The organism is Pseudonocardia sp. ICBG1034, from assembly GCF_020131375.1.
Lineage (GTDB): Bacteria > Actinomycetota > Actinomycetes > Mycobacteriales > Pseudonocardiaceae > Pseudonocardia > Pseudonocardia alni.
On the sequence record NZ_JAHLEK010000017.1, the window covers coordinates 577,563 to 593,899 of the forward strand.

General features: G+C 75.6%; 14 protein-coding genes. 9 read left to right on the forward strand and 5 right to left on the reverse strand.

The window, feature by feature from the left end; all coding sequences use genetic code 11:
- The first annotated feature begins 318 nt into the window (after positions 1-318).
- A complete protein-coding gene (locus KPF22_RS17430) occupies positions 319-1,329 on the forward strand; it encodes a LuxR C-terminal-related transcriptional regulator (protein WP_224402704.1) in 1,011 nt (336 codons plus the stop codon).
- A 543-nt stretch (positions 1,330-1,872) separates the two neighbouring features.
- Positions 1,873-2,691 carry a sigma-70 family RNA polymerase sigma factor gene (locus tag KPF22_RS17435; RefSeq protein WP_224402705.1) on the forward strand — a complete coding sequence of 273 codons (819 nt, stop codon included), beginning with the start codon at positions 1,873-1,875 and terminating at the stop codon, positions 2,689-2,691.
- Positions 2,692-2,771: 80 nt separating this feature from the next.
- On the opposite strand, the gene KPF22_RS17440 is transcribed toward KPF22_RS17435, so the two are convergent.
- On the reverse strand, positions 2,772-3,902 hold the full coding sequence (locus KPF22_RS17440; protein ID WP_208818530.1) for a glycosyltransferase: 1,131 nt from the start codon (positions 3,900-3,902) through the stop codon (positions 2,772-2,774).
- A 335-nt stretch (positions 3,903-4,237) separates the two neighbouring features.
- Here KPF22_RS17440 and KPF22_RS17445 point away from each other — a divergent pair, with 335 nt between their 5' ends.
- Positions 4,238-4,510 carry a hypothetical protein gene (locus KPF22_RS17445; RefSeq protein WP_224402706.1) on the forward strand — a complete coding sequence of 91 codons (273 nt, stop codon included), beginning with the start codon at positions 4,238-4,240 and terminating at the stop codon, positions 4,508-4,510.
- Here the strand turns inward: KPF22_RS17445 and KPF22_RS17450 are convergent.
- Complete coding sequence (locus tag KPF22_RS17450; protein ID WP_374107508.1) at positions 4,411-5,679, reverse strand: glycosyltransferase; 1,269 nt, start codon at positions 5,677-5,679, stop codon at positions 4,411-4,413. The two genes, KPF22_RS17445 and KPF22_RS17450, sit on opposite strands and share 100 nt — an antisense overlap.
- A gap of 77 nt (positions 5,680-5,756) precedes the next feature.
- Here KPF22_RS17450 and KPF22_RS17455 point away from each other — a divergent pair, with 77 nt between their 5' ends.
- Both KPF22_RS17455 and KPF22_RS17460 read left to right on the forward strand, forming a co-directional pair.
- On the forward strand, positions 5,757-7,169 hold the full coding sequence (locus KPF22_RS17455; RefSeq protein ID WP_224402708.1) for a cytochrome P450: 1,413 nt from the start codon (positions 5,757-5,759) through the stop codon (positions 7,167-7,169).
- Positions 7,166-8,197 (forward strand): glycosyltransferase, encoded by a 1,032-nt coding sequence (locus tag KPF22_RS17460; protein WP_224402709.1) that lies wholly within the window; start codon positions 7,166-7,168, stop codon positions 8,195-8,197. The genes KPF22_RS17455 and KPF22_RS17460 overlap by 4 nt, the downstream gene beginning before the upstream one ends.
- Here KPF22_RS17460 and KPF22_RS17465 read toward each other — a convergent pair.
- The 3 genes from KPF22_RS17465 to KPF22_RS17475 are packed head-to-tail and all read right to left on the reverse strand — an operon-like array spanning position 8,185 to position 10,822.
- Entirely contained in the window at positions 8,185-9,081 is an 897-nt protein-coding gene (locus tag KPF22_RS17465; protein ID WP_208818528.1) for a glycosyltransferase family 2 protein, read from the reverse strand. The genes KPF22_RS17460 and KPF22_RS17465 overlap by 13 nt on opposite strands.
- Positions 9,078-9,932: a glycosyltransferase family 2 protein gene (locus KPF22_RS17470; protein WP_208818527.1), complete on the reverse strand. Its 855-nt coding sequence runs from the start codon at positions 9,930-9,932 to the stop codon at positions 9,078-9,080. Before KPF22_RS17470 ends, KPF22_RS17465 begins: the two co-directional genes overlap by 4 nt.
- A complete protein-coding gene (locus KPF22_RS17475) occupies positions 9,929-10,822 on the reverse strand; it encodes a polysaccharide pyruvyl transferase family protein (protein WP_208818526.1) in 894 nt (297 codons plus the stop codon). Before KPF22_RS17475 ends, KPF22_RS17470 begins: the two co-directional genes overlap by 4 nt.
- 106 nt (positions 10,823-10,928) lie before the next feature.
- On the opposite strand from KPF22_RS17475, the gene KPF22_RS17480 reads away from it, so the two are divergent.
- From KPF22_RS17480 to KPF22_RS17495, 4 genes are all read left to right on the forward strand, one after another.
- Positions 10,929-11,921: an NAD-dependent epimerase/dehydratase family protein gene (locus KPF22_RS17480; RefSeq protein WP_208818525.1), complete on the forward strand. Its 993-nt coding sequence runs from the start codon at positions 10,929-10,931 to the stop codon at positions 11,919-11,921.
- An 87-nt stretch (positions 11,922-12,008) separates the two neighbouring features.
- A complete protein-coding gene (locus tag KPF22_RS17485) occupies positions 12,009-13,631 on the forward strand; it encodes a carbamoyltransferase C-terminal domain-containing protein (RefSeq protein WP_224402710.1) in 1,623 nt (540 codons plus the stop codon).
- Positions 13,628-15,226, forward strand: coding sequence for an HAD-IIIA family hydrolase (locus KPF22_RS17490; protein ID WP_224402711.1), 1,599 nt, complete (start codon positions 13,628-13,630; stop codon positions 15,224-15,226). Before KPF22_RS17485 ends, KPF22_RS17490 begins: the two co-directional genes overlap by 4 nt.
- A 53-nt stretch (positions 15,227-15,279) precedes the next feature.
- Positions 15,280-16,326, forward strand: coding sequence for a glycosyltransferase family 9 protein (locus KPF22_RS17495; protein WP_224402712.1), 1,047 nt, complete (start codon positions 15,280-15,282; stop codon positions 16,324-16,326).
- The last annotated feature ends 11 nt before the right edge of the window (positions 16,327-16,337 follow it).

A 16,337-nucleotide genomic window follows, 5' to 3' on the forward strand; every position in this document is an offset into this window, starting at 1 on the left:
TCGTCGGTGCACCCGACCGCTGTCGGCCCGGCGAGGCCTCATTGCAACGGCCGCAGTGCGGGACCCGGTAGTGGCAGACCTACCGATACCGGCCCGGCGGACCCGCGCCGTCAGGACGGTCGCGGGCCCGCGTCACGTCCCGCCCCTGGACGACCTGGCGGGCAGGCACGTCCCGGCCCACGGGTTTCCGTCGCCGCGCCCCGGGTAGTAGCTCCGACCGCAGCCAGACGCCGACGAGACCGGTGCCCGCCCATGCCCGTCGACCGAGCCGCCGTCCGGTGCGCGGGCCGGAGCCACGGCGACCATCTGGGAGGACACATGCGCTCGCACCGGGCCGGGGAGCTGCTCCTGGCCGAGGCTGCCTCCTCGCCCGGCACCACCCCGGAACGCGCCAGGAACCTTCTCGAGGTGCTCCGGCTGCTCGTTCCGTTCGACGGTGCATGGTTGGCGCTCGCCGACCCGGCGGGCAGTGGGTACCACTCCGTGGCCAGCTTCGACCTCGACCGTCCGATCGTGGAGTTCCTCTCCGGACCACTCATGGCACGCGACATCGAGATCACCGGGACGGACCGCGCACGCCCCCCGCTGAGTCCGTCGGATCTTCCCTACCCCGCACAGGAGCTACCGACCTGGGCCGACTGTCTGATCCCGTCCGGGATCAACGAAGCGCTGGCCCTGGGGCTCTTCACATCAACGGGCCGGCACGTCGGCTTCCTGGCGTTGCTGTCGGGCGATCGGAGTCCACCGTCCCCGGTCACGCGTCGCAGGCTCGGTCGGCTCGGGCCTGTCCTCGCACACGGGATCGACCCGATGCGGTCGCTTCTGAGCGTCGTAGGCATGGTGCGCGGGGCCGAGGCCGGCGTCCTGCTCTGCCGGGACGGGGGCTGCCGCCCCCTGCCGGGGCTGGCGGACGACGCGCTGCTGAGCCCGTCCTCCCCTGCTCTGGTCATCGCCCGCGAGCGCGTCGACGACGGGATGGTGCACTCCTCCTTCCTCGGGCCGCGCAACAGTCCGGGGGCGACCGGCGGGCACGTGCGCGTGACCGCCCTGAGCGCGCCCGAGGACTCACCGCCGGCGCTGGCCGGCCTCGCCCTGCTGACCCCCGGAACGGGGCTCCGAAGGTTGACCCCGCGTGAGCTCCAGGTGCTGGGCTTGTTGGTGGAGGGGTGCTCCAACCAGGAAATCGCGCACGCGCTGGCGGTGAGTCCCCGCACCGTGGCTGCCCATCTCGAGCACATCCTGCACAAGCTCGAAGCACCGACCCGCACCCTCGCCGCGGTCCGCGCCGAACGAGAAGGCCTCTACGTTCCGTCTCTCCCGCACGTCTGAGCGGGCGCTGCGACGCCGCCGTCTCCGGCGATGTCGCACCGGCGCCGGTGCTCGGCTCCATCACCCGGTGCACAGCGCGGTCGCGGCCAGGAGCCGGGTGAGCGAGGAGACGACGAGCGGGCTGACGACGCCTTCCTCGCTGTCGAGCAGCTGCCGGGCGAACTCGGCCGTCCGCCTCCGACCGGTGAACCGTGGCCGGTCAGGCCGCTGAGGCGCGGGGCCCCGGTCGCGATCGATCGACGACGGCCCGACCCGACGCCCTGGTCACGCATCGCAGTCTCGGCCGGATCGGTCGCGCAGGGCGACAGTGGGCCCGACGCTCGCCCGACATGAACGCCGAGGTCGGGCCCTCCGCCCGACAGCGTCCAGCTCGGAGACCCGGCAGGGCGCTGACCACGCAGACCGGTGAGGCACGCCTGCGCCGAGCGGTCTTGCGGTGCTCGGGTCATGTTCGTAGGTTCGAGTTCGGGTCACCTCGATCACGGCCCAGCACCGTTGAACACCGCAGCGGAGACGACACCCGTAACGACATCGGGAGCCTCCATGCGGACATCCACGCCCGTTCCGGCCCAGCGCCACTTTGCCATTACCCGGCGGTCCCGCCGCGACGGCCCTCACGGCTACGACGACCTCGCACCCGAGCTGCAGCGCCTGGCCGCCATGGCGCCGGACGATCCGGACCGCGGGCCGCTGCGCGACCGCATCATCTGCGAGTTCCTTCCCCTGGCCCGCAACATGTCCCGCCGCTACATCACGGGCTCGCACGCCGCGGAGGACGTCGAGCAGGCGGCCGTCCTCGGGCTGATCAAGGCTGTCGACCGGTACGACCCGGGCGCCGCGACCGGCGGCCCGCTCGGCTACCTCGTGCCGACCATCCGCGGCGAGCTGATGCGGTACCTGCGCGACCACAGCTGGGCGGTCCGGGTCCCGCGCGACCTCAAAGAGCTCAGCGTCGGGCTGAACCGGGCCGCACTGGCGCTGACCCAGCGGCTCGGCCGCGCCCCGAAGCCGAGCGAGCTGGCCGAGGAGCTGGACGTCGACGTCGCCCGTGTCGTCGACGCGCTCGGCGCCATGGAGACCCATCACGCCCTGTCGCTCGACGCCCCCGGCCCGGACGGCGAGCCGACGCTCGGGCAGCGCCTCGGCGACGAGGACTCCGAACTGGAGCACGCATCCGTGCGCGACGAGCTCCGCGCCCGGATCGACGAGTTGCCCGCCCGGGAGCGACGCATCCTGCTGCTGCGGTTCTACGGCGACAAGACCCAGTCCGAGATCGCCGCAGAGATCGGTGTCTCCCAGATGCATGTGTCCCGGCTGCTCAGCCGGATCGTGGCCCGTCTGCGGGAGGAACTGGACGGCTGACCGGACCGCCGCTCACAACACGCGGAGGACGGGGCCCGCGCGGTGCGGGGCCCGCCCTCCTCCCTCCTGCTGCGGCGGGTTCAGCCGGTGACGGCCGAGCGTGACCGCGCACGGTCGAGTGCCCGGTTCAGTGACGCCACCCCGTGCCCGCGTCGATAGGCGGCTTCGACCCGGTTGCGACCGGCCAGGCCGAGCGCCTGGCTGCGGGCACGGCCCCTCAGCACCGTTCGCAGCCCGCGGGCCAGCGCGACCGGGTCCCGCGGCGCGACGACGAGCCCGGACACCTGGTCCACGACGAGATCGGTGTGCGCACTCACCTGCGCGCTCACCACGGCGCGCCCACAGGCCATTGCCTCCAGCGCGCCGAACCCGGTCGTCCAGAACGGCTCCGGGCAGACGACGACATCAGCCGAGCGCAGCAACCGCGGCACGTCCACACGAGCGACCGGGCCGAGGAACCGCACCCGATCGGCGACACCACACCGGACCGCCAGCGCGAACAGCCGGTCGCGGTCGGCGTCCGGCTCACCGGCGGGGCGGCCTCCGGCGAGCAGCAGTTCTGCGGCGGATACCCCGGTGAGGGCACGCACCGCGTACTCGGCGCCACTGCGCGGGCCGAGGCCACCCAGTGCGACGAGCCGGGGCCGCTCGCCGCGACGGAGGGAAGGGCCTGCGGGGCGGAACTCGTCGGTGTCGACGGTGGCGGGCACGATCTGCAGTCGATCCGGTTCGACGCCCGCGGCGAACAGCCGTCGGCGGTCCTCGACGCTGGTCACCAGCACCCGGTCCACGTCGCGCAGCACGGCCCGCTCCACCGCCCCACGCTCACCGTCGGCTTCCATTGCCGCGCCGTGCACGAGCTGGACGACCGGGACGCCGGGTGCGGCCGAGCGGGCGGCGAGCACCGCCGTCCAGTGGTGAGCGTGGACGACGTCCGGCCGGCCGCCGCGCCACAGCCCGCGCAGCGTCGCGGTCAACGCGTCCACGACACGGTCTGGCGGGGCGCCGGCCGTTCCTGCGACACGGTGGACCACCGGACTACCGGCCGGGACGTCGATGCACGGGTCGCCGGGAGCGACGGCGTCGATGTCGTGCCCGCCGGCAGCGAGCGTGTCGACCACTTCGCTCAGGTGCCGGGCCCGGCCGCTCCAGTCGGGACGGTCGGGGGTGGTCCACGGGTCGAGCGAACCGGATACGACGGTGATGTGCACGCTGACCTCCAGGTGAGCGGCGGACCGCGGAGCCCGCGCAGCAGAGTTCTACGCGTGCGAGTGCGCGGCGTGTACCCGCGCGACGCCGGTTCATGCTCGTGCCGTGCCGAGACGCTCGACCGCGTCCCGTCGGCCGGACGACCGGCACCTCCGGCCCGTAGTCGTGCTCGGCCTCGCCGTCCCGTGCGGATGCGGTCGAGGACGTCATGTGCCGTGGGCGGCAGGGCGGCCATCTCCTCGCAGTGCGAACCGCGCATCGAGCGGTCCTGCGGTGTGACGCGGCCGTGGGCGGGTAGCTGTGGCCGGTCACACACCCGAGAGGCCGAGGAATCACCATGGATCCCCTGCACACCGGCGAACGGCTCGCCCCGTTCGTCGCCTGGCTCGCGACCCGGATAGAGGACGAGTCGACCCGCCGTACCTACCGGCAGATCGCCGAACACTTCCTGCAGTTCTGCGACGCCGACCGCGGCGAGCCCGACACCCGCCGGCAGCGCTTCGTCCACGCTCACCGCAACCGGGTACCGCCCGTGACGACGCGTGCGGCGCTGGAACGGCTCGCCGAGCACGACGCGGTCGTGCGACGCACGCTGCCCGTCGAATCCTGAACCGCGCGCCGATGCACCCGGGCGACGCGTCCGGCGACCCGGTCCCACCCGTAGCCTTCGACGACGCGGGACCGGCCGGCCGTGCCCATCCCGGCCCGGCGTGCCGGATCGGCGAGCAGGTCGCGCAGAGCGGCGGCCAGCGCTGCCGGGTCGTGCGGCGGAACGTGCATCCCGGTGTGGCCGTGCACGACGGTGTCGGCGAGCCCGCCGACCCGGGTCGCCACCACCGGGCGCCCGCAGGCCATAGCCTCCAGCGGGACGATCCCGAACGGCTCGTACCAGGGCGCGCACACGACCACGTCGGCCGAGCGCAGCAGGCCGGGGACCGCGTCGCGGCGGACGGCACCGGCGAACCGGACACGGTCGGCGACGCCCACCCGGTCGGCGAGGCTGCGTAGCCGGGCGACGTCGGGGTCGCGGTCCGGGTCGTCCGACCCGCCCGCGATGACCAGCTCCGCGCCGGGGACCGCGGCCAGTGCCGCCACCGTCTCGTCGATGCCCTTACGGCGCACCAGCCGACCGAGGACGAGCAGCCTCGGGGCATCGGTGCGGAGTGCTTCGGGACCGTCCGGGCAGAACAGAGCGGTGTCGACACCGGAGGGCACCGTCTCGATCGGTCCTACCGGTACGCCGAGACGGGTCAGCTCGGCCGCCTCGTCCGGGCAGGACGCGATGACCCGGTGCGCACGACGGGCCAGCGCCGCCTCGACCCGGATCCGGCTGTTCGGACTGGTGTCCTCGACGCCCTGGTGTCGGCGCTTGACCGAGCCGAGCGCGTGGAAGGTCTGCACCAACGCGGCGCCGTGGCGCCGCGCCGGGCCGGCCGAAGCCCACCCGGACATCCAGAAGTGGGCGTGGACCACGTCGGGTCGCTCTGCCTGCCAGACCCGGTCCAGCCCGTCGGCCAGCTCCGGAACGTGCTCGACCAGGTCGTCCTTGTCGACCGGCATCGGTGGCCCGCCGGTGATGTGCCGGACCCGGACGCCGTCGCCGAGGTCGACGATCTCGGCGAGGTCGGGGTCGTCGCGCCGCGTGCACACGGTCACCTCGTGCCCGGCGCGACCGAGTGCCAGGGCCAGCTCCCGGACGTGGACGTTCTGTCCGCCGGCGTCCGGTCCGCCGGGATCGACGAGGGGGCTGGCGTGTTCGGAAACCATCGCGATACGCACGCTGCGGCGCATCGCCCGTACCGGCCCCGCCCAAACCCCGGGGCATGCTCGGCTCGACCGCGGGTATCGGACCGGGCATGGCCACTCCCTCGAACGACGCCGTGACCTCGGACCCGCCCCGCACCTCGTCGGAGCCGGCAGCGACGAGCGGTCCGGGTCCGCTGCCCGTCCTGTCCCCCGCCGACACCGCGCGGCTGCTCGGCACCGCATTGGGCCCGATCATCGCCCAGGGCGTCATCGCCCGGCGACCGCGCGTGGTGGCGCTGGCAGGGCGGCTCGGGACCGACGATGCAGCCGTGCGGCTGCTGCAGCAGCTGCGCGCCCGCTACGGCGACGGCCCGGTCCGGGTGCCGCTGCCCGGGCGCCCGTTCGCGCTGGTCCTCGACGGCGACGGCGTCCGGCGGGTGTTGACCGAGGGCCCCGAGCCGTTCGCCCCGGCCTCCTGGGAGAAACGCGGCGCACTCGGCCACTTCCAGCCGCACGGGGTGCTCGTCTCGCACGGCGACGCCCGCGCCGAGCGACGCCGCTTCACCGAAACCGTCCTCGACACCGGGACGCCGCTGCACACCGACGCCGCACACATCGCCGCCGTCGCCCGGGCCGAGACCGGCGCGCTGCGCGACATCGCCGCCCGCACCGGCGTGCTGAGCTGGGACGACTTCGTGCGGTCGTGGTGGCGCACGGTGCGTCGCATCGTGCTGGGCCCGCAGGCCCGCGACGACCACGACCTGACCGACACCCTCACCCGGCTGCGCGGGCGCGGTAACTGGTCCTTCCTCGCCCCCCGCCGTGACCAGCTGCGCGAACGATTCGCCGCCGGGGTGCGGCGGCACCTGGATCAGGCCGCCCCGGGCAGCCTCGCCGCCCGGATCGCCGCCCAGGACCCGGGGACGGGGATCACGCCGGAGGACCAGGTCGGGCACTGGCTGTTCGCCTGGGACCCCGGCGCCGCGGTGACCTTCCGGGCGCTCGCGCTGCTCGCCACCCACCCGCAGGTGCGCGGACGGGCCCGCGCCGAGATCGCCGAAGGGGCTCAGGACGGGCCTCCCGAACTGCCGGTGCTGCGTGCCGCGGTGCTGGAGTCGACGCGGCTGTGGCCGACCACGCCCCTGCTGTTGCGCGAGTCCACACGCGCGACGCGGTGGCCGGGCGGCGACCTCGCGGCCGGCACCTCGGTGCTGGTTCCGGCGTGGTTCCTGCACCGCGACGACACCCGCCGCTCCGACGCCGACACCCTCGACGTCGACCAGTGGCTCGACGGCTCCGCCACCGACGACTGGATGCTCACCCCGTTCAGCGGCGGGCACGGGGTCTGCCCGGCCCGCGAGCTGGTGCTGTTCGTGGCCTCCACGGTGCTGGCGACACTGCTCGACGGGCACCACACGGTACTGCTGCCGCCGGAGTCGTTCGACCCGTCCGCGCCGCTGCCGCGGGGGCTCAACCCCTACGCCATGCGGTTCGGTGTCTCCCGCGCGGCGACCACGCCGTGAGCCGGGTCCTGCTGTGGCACGTCCACGGGTCGTGGACGGGCTCGTTCGTCGCCGGAGGTCACGACTATCTGCTGCCGCTCCTGCCCGATGGCGGGCCGTGGGGGCGCGGGCGCTGCGGGCGGGCCTGGCCGGATCGGGTCCGCGAGGTGGGCGTCGACGAGCTCGCCGGGGCCGCGTTCGACGTCGTCGTGCTGCAGCGGCCCGAGGAGGCCGGGCTGGTCAGCCGCTGGACGGGCCGGCGGCCGGGTGTCGACGTGGCGGCGGTGTACGTCGAGCACAACGCGCCGCCCGAGCACGCCGCCCGCAGCCGGCACCCGCTGGCGGCCCGGGCCGACGTGCCGGTCGTACACGTGACCCACTTCAACGAGCTGATGTGGGACTGCGGCGCAGCCCCGACGACGACCGTCGCGCACGGGGTGCCCGACCCCGGACACCGTTTCACCGGCGAGCTCCCCCGCGCGGTCGCACTGGTCAACGAGCCGGTGCGGCGTGGGCGGGTCACCGGGAGCGACCTGCTGCCCCGCTTCGGCGCGACCGTCGGCGTGGACCTGTTCGGCATCGGCACCGAAGGGCTGACCGCCGCCGACCTCCACCCGCTGCGTGATGCCGACGTGCGAGGGCTCGGTGACGTCGCGCAACACGAGCTGCATGCGCTGATGGCGCGGCGGCGGCTCTACCTGCACACCGCTCGATGGACCTCACTGGGATTGTCGCTGCTGGAGGCGATGGCGCTGGGCATGCCGGTGGTGGTGCCCGCGACGGCCGAGGCCGCCGTGGCCGTCCCGGCCGCCGCGGGCGCGGTGGGTACGAGCGTGGCCGGGCTCGTGGAAGGTGCCCGCGAGCTGGCCGCGGACCGTGAACGGGCCGCGACGGCGGGGGCGGTGGCACGGGCGCACGTCCTGGAGCACTTCGGGCTGCCGGCGTTCCTGCGGGACTGGGACGACGTCCTCGGCGCTGCCGTCGCCGGGCGCCCGCTCCCCCGCCCTCAGCGCGCAGGGGCCGGCGCGCCCGTGTATCACCCGACGTAGCGCCGGGCCGCCGAGCGGCGCTGCGGCGCCTCCAGCAGGGTCAGCCCGCGCTCCACCTCGGCCGGGACGACCCGGCGCTGCGCCGCGACCCAGCGCACCCCGCGCAGGGCGTCGAGCACTGCCGCGGCGGTGGTGCGATCGGCGGGGGCGCCGCGCAGCACGACCGCCGAGCGGCGCAGCGCGCTGCGGACGGGGCGGCGCAACCACAGCGTCCACAGCGTGTTGCGGATCCCGAGGCGGCGGCGCTCGCGCGGATCGCGCAGCCGCGACGGCGCGTGATGCACCACCACGTCCTCCCGCCAGCACAGCCACCACCCGGCGGCGGCCAGGTCGAGGGCGAGCAGTTCCTCCTCCCCGCCGAGCCACATCCGGGGGTGGAAGCCGCCGGCCCCGCGGAATGCGGCGACGCGGATCGTCGTCAAACCCGCCATGATGCCCAGCAATGCGGGCCCGGGCAGGCCGGGCGGTGCCGGCACCGGCGAGTCCCGCATCTCCGGCGTGATCGGATCGTCGACCAGGTCGGGCTCGACCACGCAGCGTCCGGTGATGGTGGCGACGGCCGGGTGCGCGTCGAGGACGGCGACGGCCCGGCCCAGTGCCTCCGCCTCGGGGCGGGTGTCGTCGTCGCAGAAGGTCACGTACGGGGTGCGGACCCGCTCGACGGCGACGTTGCGCCCGACCGCTCCGAGGTTCTGCGACGCCACGATCAGCTCGACACCCGGGTGGTGCGCGCGGACGGCGTCGGCGGTGCCGTCGGTCGAGGCGTTGTCGACCACGACGATCGGCCCGGTGTCCGGCAGGGCCTCGAGGTGGGCGAGTGTGTGCAGCAGTTCGGCGCACCGGTCGCGGGTGATGACGACGACCGTCGTGCGGGGCGCGCTCATCGCTGCTCGAGCAGGGTCAGGGCCCGCTCGACCCGGTCGGGCAGCACACGACGGTGGGTCAACGCGCGGGGCGCGACGCACAGCGCGGAGAGGAGAGCGCGCCGCGACGCCGGTCGACCGAGGGCCCGGCCGGCGAGCGCACCCACCTCGGCGCCGACCCGCGGCCACGGCCGGCGCATCAGCGCGATGAGCAGCCGGTTGCGGGCTTCCAGCGCGACGCGGTCCTCGTGCGGCATCCGGTGCGGTGAGGGGTGGTGGTGGGCGACCAGACCTGCGTGGTGACACACCCGCCAGCCGGCTGCGGTGAGGTCCGCCGCGAGCAACGACTCCTCCGCACCGAACCGGAGCAGCGGATCGAACCCGCCGACGTCGCGGAACGCCGCGACCCGCACGACGGCGGCGCAACCGAGGAACCCCAGGACGTCCGGCCCCGGCTCGGCGCCGCCCAGCGGGCTGCCGCGCAGCTCCTCGTTGACCGGGTCGGGACGCTGCGAGGGTCCCACCAGCACCGACGCGGCGAGCAGCCCGACGGCGGGGTGGCCGTCGAGTGCACGCTCGGCGTGGGCGAGGGCGCCGGGTGCCCACCAGGAGTCGTCGTCGGAGAACGCGACGTACGGGGTGCCGACCCGGGCGACGCCGGCGTTGCGGGCCCCGGACGCGCCCATGCGCCGCGGCAGCCGCACCAGCTCCACCCCGCGGCGGGCGGCAACTGTCTCCGGGGTCTCGTCGGTGGAGGCGTCGTCGACGACCACGACCGGGGGCGGCGGCTCGAGTGCCGCCAGCCGGTCGAGGGTGCGGGCCAGCTCCGGCGCCCGGTTCCGGGTAGCGATCACCACACTGGTGCGGCTCACGCCCGCACTCCCCCGGCGACGAGCGCGGCCTCCTCGGCCAGGGCCGCGGGGACCTGGTCCTGGCCGGGAGAGGCGAGCAGCAGCCGGTCGCGGCAGCGGCACCAGGCGGCGTCGAGTGCGTCGGGACCGCCGGGCCCGGTGACAGCCTCGGCGTCGAGCACCGGCAGACCGGCCGCGCGCCCCTGGGCGGCCACCTTCGCCCCGCCCGCGACCGGGTCGACCGCCAGCACCGGGACGCCGGCACGGGCGCCGAGGACGAGCCCGTGCAGCCGGGTCGTGACGAGCACGTCGAGCCGGCCGAGGACGGCGCGGAACTGATCGGCGGTGGCGAAGCAGCGCCAGTCGCGCGGGTCGATCCGTGTGTCCAGAGCGACGCGGGCGACGTCGAGGCCGGTGAGCCAGCGGGTCAGCACCGTGTGCACGTCGTCGTGGCGGCGCCGGTCGCCGTACTCGGGCTGGCCGGGGGCCAGTACCACCCCGACGACGGGCAGCGGCGCGGGCTCCGGAGCGGACCAGCACAAGTCCGGGGTCGCGGCGACGCATCCGTCGATGTCCCGGGCGACGACCCGGTGGAAGCCGGTGGCCGCAGGATCGTGCGGGTCGGGCACGGACACCCCGACCGCGACGCGGCGGGCGGCGGGGAAGCGCTCGTGCAGCGCGGCGACCTGCCGGCCGCGGACCGGACCGCAGGCGAACACGAGTAGCGCGCACCCCGTCGGGTCGACCGTCGTCGCGCTGTCCGCGGACGGGTCGAGCACCGGGCTGAGCAGCTGCTCGACCCGGCGGCCGGGGCCACGCAGCACCTCCGCGACCCGGCACATCGCGAGCACATCGCCCGCGGTCGCCTCTCCGTCGACGAAGCTCGGCCATCCTGCCACCACGATGCGCACGGCAGGGCGGCTACCCCGACAGGGCCGATCCAGTCCCCACGCCGGCGGGTGGTGCCCGCTCCGGGTGCGTCGTTTCACCGCCGCGAGCAGAGGTAGCCGCCGCGCCATGAGCAGCGCCGAGCCATCCCTGTCCTTCGACCACGCCGTCGTCACCGGCGGCGCCGGCTTCGTCGGTTCCCATCTGTGCGACGCCCTCGTCGACCGCGGTGTCGACGTCGTCTGCCTCGACGACCTGTCCAGCGGACGCAGCGCCCACATCGAGCACCTGCTGGGGCGGCGCGGGTTCCGATTCATCGCCCACGACGTGACCCGCCCCTGGCCCCGCCAGGCCGACCCCGCCCCCGACGGCGACGGACGGGTCCTGGTCGCGCACCTGGCGTCGGCGGCGTCCCCGGCCGACTACCACCGCCGCCCACTGGAGACCCTGCGCGCGGGCGCCGCCGGCACCGAGCACGCACTGGCCGCGGCGCAACGCTGCGGCGGCCGGTTCCTACTCACCTCCACCAGCGAGGTGTACGGCGACCCGGCGGTGCACCCGCAGCACGAGGACTACCACGGCGACGTCGACCCGGTCGGTCCACGCAGCTGCTACGACGAGGCCAAGCGATACGCCGAAGCGCTCACCACCGCACACCGCCGGGTGCACGATACCGACACCGCGATCGCGCGGCTGTTCAACACCTACGGCCCGCGGATGCGTCCCGGCGACGGCCGGATGGTGCCGACATTCGCCGACCAGGCACTGCGCGGCGCCCCGCTGACCGTCAGCGGCAGCGGGGAACAGACCCGCTCGCTGTGTCACATCGACGACACCGTCCGCGGGCTGCTCGCACTCGCCGCCTCCGGGCACCCGGGTCCGGTCAACATCGGCAACCCGGCCGAACGCACGGTGCGTGAGGTCGCCGAGTTGATCCGCGAGCTCGCCGGGTCCGACTCGGAGATCGTCGCAGTGCCCGCCACGGCGGACGACCCCCGGCGCAGGCGGCCGGACATCGGGCTGGCCCGCCGCGTCCTGCGGTGGGAACCGCGGATCGGGCTGGAGGAGGGGCTGCGTCGCACGCTGGCCCGGTTGCAGGACCCGGTCGGCTCCGCTGTGTAGCGACGCCCTGGGACGGAGTTTGTCGCCGGTAGCGGAGGGTAGGAGAGCGCCCGTCCCACGTCAGAACACTCGTGATCGGGAGGTGCCATGCGTGTCCTCGGCGTCAACGCCGTCTTCCACGACCCGGCTGCCGCACTCGTCGTCGACGGCCGGGTGGTCGCCGCCGCCGAGGAGGAGCGGTTCACCCGACGCAAGCACGGCAAGGAACCGGTTCCCTTCTCCGCCTGGGAGCAGCCTGCCGCCGCGGCCGCCTGGTGCCTGGAACAGGCCGGGCTCACCCCTGCCGACGTCGACGCCGTCGGCTGGTCCTACGACCCCGATCTCGTCGAGCACGGGCAGGAGGGCACCGACCCCGGCTGGGAGAAGCTGCGGACCGACCTCGCCCGGCGCGCACCGTGGTTCCTGGCCTCGGCACTGCCCGGGCTCGACCCGGGCCGCGTCCGGTTCGTGCAGCACCACCTCGCGCACGCCGCGTCCGCGGCGCTGGCCGCGCCTCGCCCGGACGGCGCCGTGCTGGTGGCCGACGGCCGCGGCGAGGCCACGTCCTCGCTCGCCGGGGTGTACCGCGACGGCGTCCTGGAAGCGTGCGCGTCACAACGGCTCCCGCACTCCCTCGGACTCCGCTACGAGGACCTCACCGCGCACCTGGGCTTCCGCCGCTCATCCGATGAATACAAGGTGATGGCGCTGGCGTCCTACGGGACCCCGCGCTTCGCCGAGGAGCTCTCACGCGAGCTGCACGCCACCGGCGACGGCGGGTTCCGCGCCGCCCCCCTCGATCTGTCGCGGTTCGCGCCGCCGCGCCGCGCGGCCGAACCGATCCGCCCCCTGCACGCGGACCTCGCGGCGAGCATGCAGCTGTGTCTGGAGGAGACGCTGCTCGACCTGGTGCGCTGGCTGCACGCGCGGACCGGGGAGACGCGACTGACCATGGCCGGGGGAATCGCTCTGAACTGTGTCGCGAACACCCGCATCGCCGACGAGGGCCCGTTCGACGACGTCTGGGTCCAGCCCGCCGCCGGGGACGCCGGCACCGCACTCGGCGCCGCACTGCACCTGGCCGCCGAAGGCGGCGACCGGGTCGCGCCGATGCCCGGCGCGGACCTGGGCCGCAGCTGGAGCGACGGCGAGATCGAGCAGGTGCTGCGCCGGGCCCGGGTCCGCTACGAACGACCCGACGACCTCGCAGACACCGTCGCCGCCACGATCGCCGACGACGGGGTCGTCGCCTGGTTCCAGGGCCGCTCGGAGTTCGGGCCGCGCGCCCTCGGGCACCGCTCCCTGCTGGCGCACCCGGGCCGGGCGGAGAACCTGGACCGGCTCAACGCCGTCAAGGGCCGCGAGTCGTTCCGCCCGGTCGCACCGATGGTGCGGGCCGAGCGGGCCAGGGAGCTGTTCACCCGCGGTCCGGTCGAGAGCCCGTACATGTTGTTCGTGCACGACGTCGCGCCGCAGTGGCGGGAACGGATCCCGGCCGTCGTGCACGTCGACGGCACCGCACGCGCGCAGACCGTCGACCCGGTCGAGCAACCGCTGCTCGCGGACATGCTCACCGCCGTGGAGCAGGCCACCGACCTGCCGTGCGTGGTCAACACCAGTCTCAACACCGCGGGCCGGCCGATGGTCGACACCCCGGTGCACGCGCTGGAGACCTTCGGCTCCGCGCCGGTGGACCTGCTGGCGCTCGGCCCGTTCGTGGTGCGCCGGTGACCGCCGACGGGGCCACCCGCGCGGCGGTGACGGCGGTCGTCCCGACGACCGGGCGGGCCACGCTCGCCCGCGTCCTCGACGACGTCCGGTCCCCCGCGCCGGCGGGCGCGGAGATCGCCGAGGTGGTCGTGGTCGACGACCGGCCCGCCCACTCCCGGCACACCGCGCTGCCCGGGGTGCACACCGGAGGCGACGGACCCCCGGTGCGGGTGCTGTGCACCGGCGGACGCGGACCGGCCGCCGCCCGCAACGCCGGGTGGCGGGCCGCTGCGCCCGGCTGGGTCGTGTTCGTCGACGACGACGTCGTCCCCGGCCGCGGCTGGGCCGCCGCGCTCGCCGCGGACCTCGCCCGGGTCGACGACGGCGTCGCCGCCGTGCAGGCCCGCATCGCGGTGCCGCAACCGGCGCACCGCCGCCCCACCGACCTCGAACGCGGTACCGCGGGCCTGGCCGGGGCCCGCTGGATCACCGCCGACATGGCCTACCGGACCGCCGTGCTCGCCGAGGTCGGCGGCTTCGACGAGGGCTTCCCGCGCGCCTACCGGGAGGACGCCGATCTGGCGCTGCGGGTTCTCGCCGCCGGGCACCGGATCGTCGACGGCGACCGGATCACCACCCACCCCGTCCGGGCAGCGGGCCTGCTGGCGTCGGTGCGGGCCCAGGCCGGCAACGCCGACGACGCCCGGATGCTGCGCAAGCACGGTCCCGGCTGGCGGGCCATCACCGGTACCGGTGCCGGCCGGCTGCGCACCCACCTGCTCACCACGGCCGCCGCGGTCACCGCGGTCGGTGCCGCCGTCGCGGGGCACCGCACGACGGCTGCGCTCGCCGCCGGGGCGTGGGCCGCGGCAACGGGCGTGTTCGCCGCCCGCCGGATCGCACCCGGTCCCCGCACCCGCGGCGAGATGGCGACGATGGCGCTGACCAGCGTGCTCATCCCGCCGGTCGCCGTCTGGCACCGCGCGGCCGGGGAGCTGCGGGCCCGGCGGCTGCCGGCCGCGGTGCTGTTCGACCGCGACGACACCCTGGTGCACGACGTGCCGTTCAACGACGACCCGGACCGGGTCGTCCCGGTCGAGGGCGCCGCCGAGGCCCTCGACCGTCTCCGCGCGGCCGGGATCGCGACCGGTGTGGTGACCAACCAGTCCGGGGTGGCCCGCGGGCTCGTCGCCCCCGAGGCGCTGGCCGCGGTGAACGCCCGGATCGAGGGGCTGCTGGGACCGTTCGGGACCTGGCAGGTCTGCCCACACGACGACGCCGACGAGTGTGCGTGCCGCAAACCGGCTCCCGGCATGATCCTCGCCGCGGCACGCGCACTGCGGGTACGGCCCCGGGACTGCGTGGTCGTCGGGGACACCGGCGCCGACATGGCCGCGGCCCGCGCCGCCGGCGCCCGTGCACTGCTGGTGCCGACGGAGCGGACGCGGCCGGAGGAAGTCGCCCGGGCCGGACGGCGCGTGGTACGCGACCTGGTGGGCGCGGTCGACCGGGTGCTGGGCCTGCGCCCGCGTGCCCCGGACCGGCCCGCTCGTACCACCCACGCGTCGTCCGCCGCGGCCGGTGAAGGACGCGCCGCACACGGGGTCGCGCCGTGACCGCCCCGGCGATACCCCGGCCGGGACCGACGCGGCGCGACCGGGTGCTCGTCGTGCGCCAGGACGCGGCCGGGGACGTCCTTCTCGCCGGGCCCGCGATCCGCGCGGTCGCGGCCGGCGCACGCTCGGTCACCCTGCTCGCCGGGCCACGCGGCCACGACGCCGCCACACTGCTGCCCGGCCTCGACGACATCCTCGTACGGGCCGCGCCCTGGATCGAACCGGACCCCGACCCGATCGACCCGGCCGGGCTCCGCGACGCCGTCACCGAGCTGGCTCGCCGCCGCTTCGACGCGGCGCTGCTGCTCACCTCGTTCCACCAGTCCCCGCTGCCCGGGGCGTTGCTGCTGCGCGCCGCCGGCGTGCCGTGGATCGGCGCCGCGAGCGAGGACTACCCCGGCTCACTGCTGGATCTGCGCCACCCGCCCGAGCACCACCTACCCGAGGCCGAGCGGGCGCTGTCGCTGGTCCGCGCCGCAGGCTTCGACCTGCCACCCGGCGACGAGGGACGCCTCGCCGTCGCGCGGCCACTGCCCGCCGTGCGGGAGCTGACCGGGCCACCGGGCTACGTCGTGGTCCACCCGGGCGCGTCGGTGCCCGCGCGGCGCCCCTCGGCGCACCGCACCGCAGCCCACGTCCGGGCGCTGGCCCGCGCCGGGTACCGGGTCCTGGTCACCGGCGGCCCCGACGAACGCGACCTCACCGCGCGCGTCGCCGGCGAGCACGCCGTCGACCTCGGTGGGTGCACCGGCACCGCCGGGCTGGCCGCCGTCCTCGACGCGGCCCGCGCCGTCGTCGTCCCCAACACCGGGCCGGCCCACCTCGCCGCCGCCGTCGGCACCCCGGTGGTGTCGCTGTTCGCGCCGGTCGTCCCGGCGCATCGTTGGCGCCCGCACGCCGTCGCGTCCGTGCTGCTCGGCGACCAGAGCGCACCGTGCCGCGACACCCGCGCCCGCACCTGCCCCGTACCCGGCCATCCCTGTCTGGACGAGGTGGCCCCGGGCGACGTCGTCGCCGCCGTCGACCGTCTCGCCGGCCCCGCGCCGTCCGCCCCGTCCGCGGCCCGACCGGCCGCCCGACCCCCGGAGGTCCCCCGGTGAGCGAGCAGCAG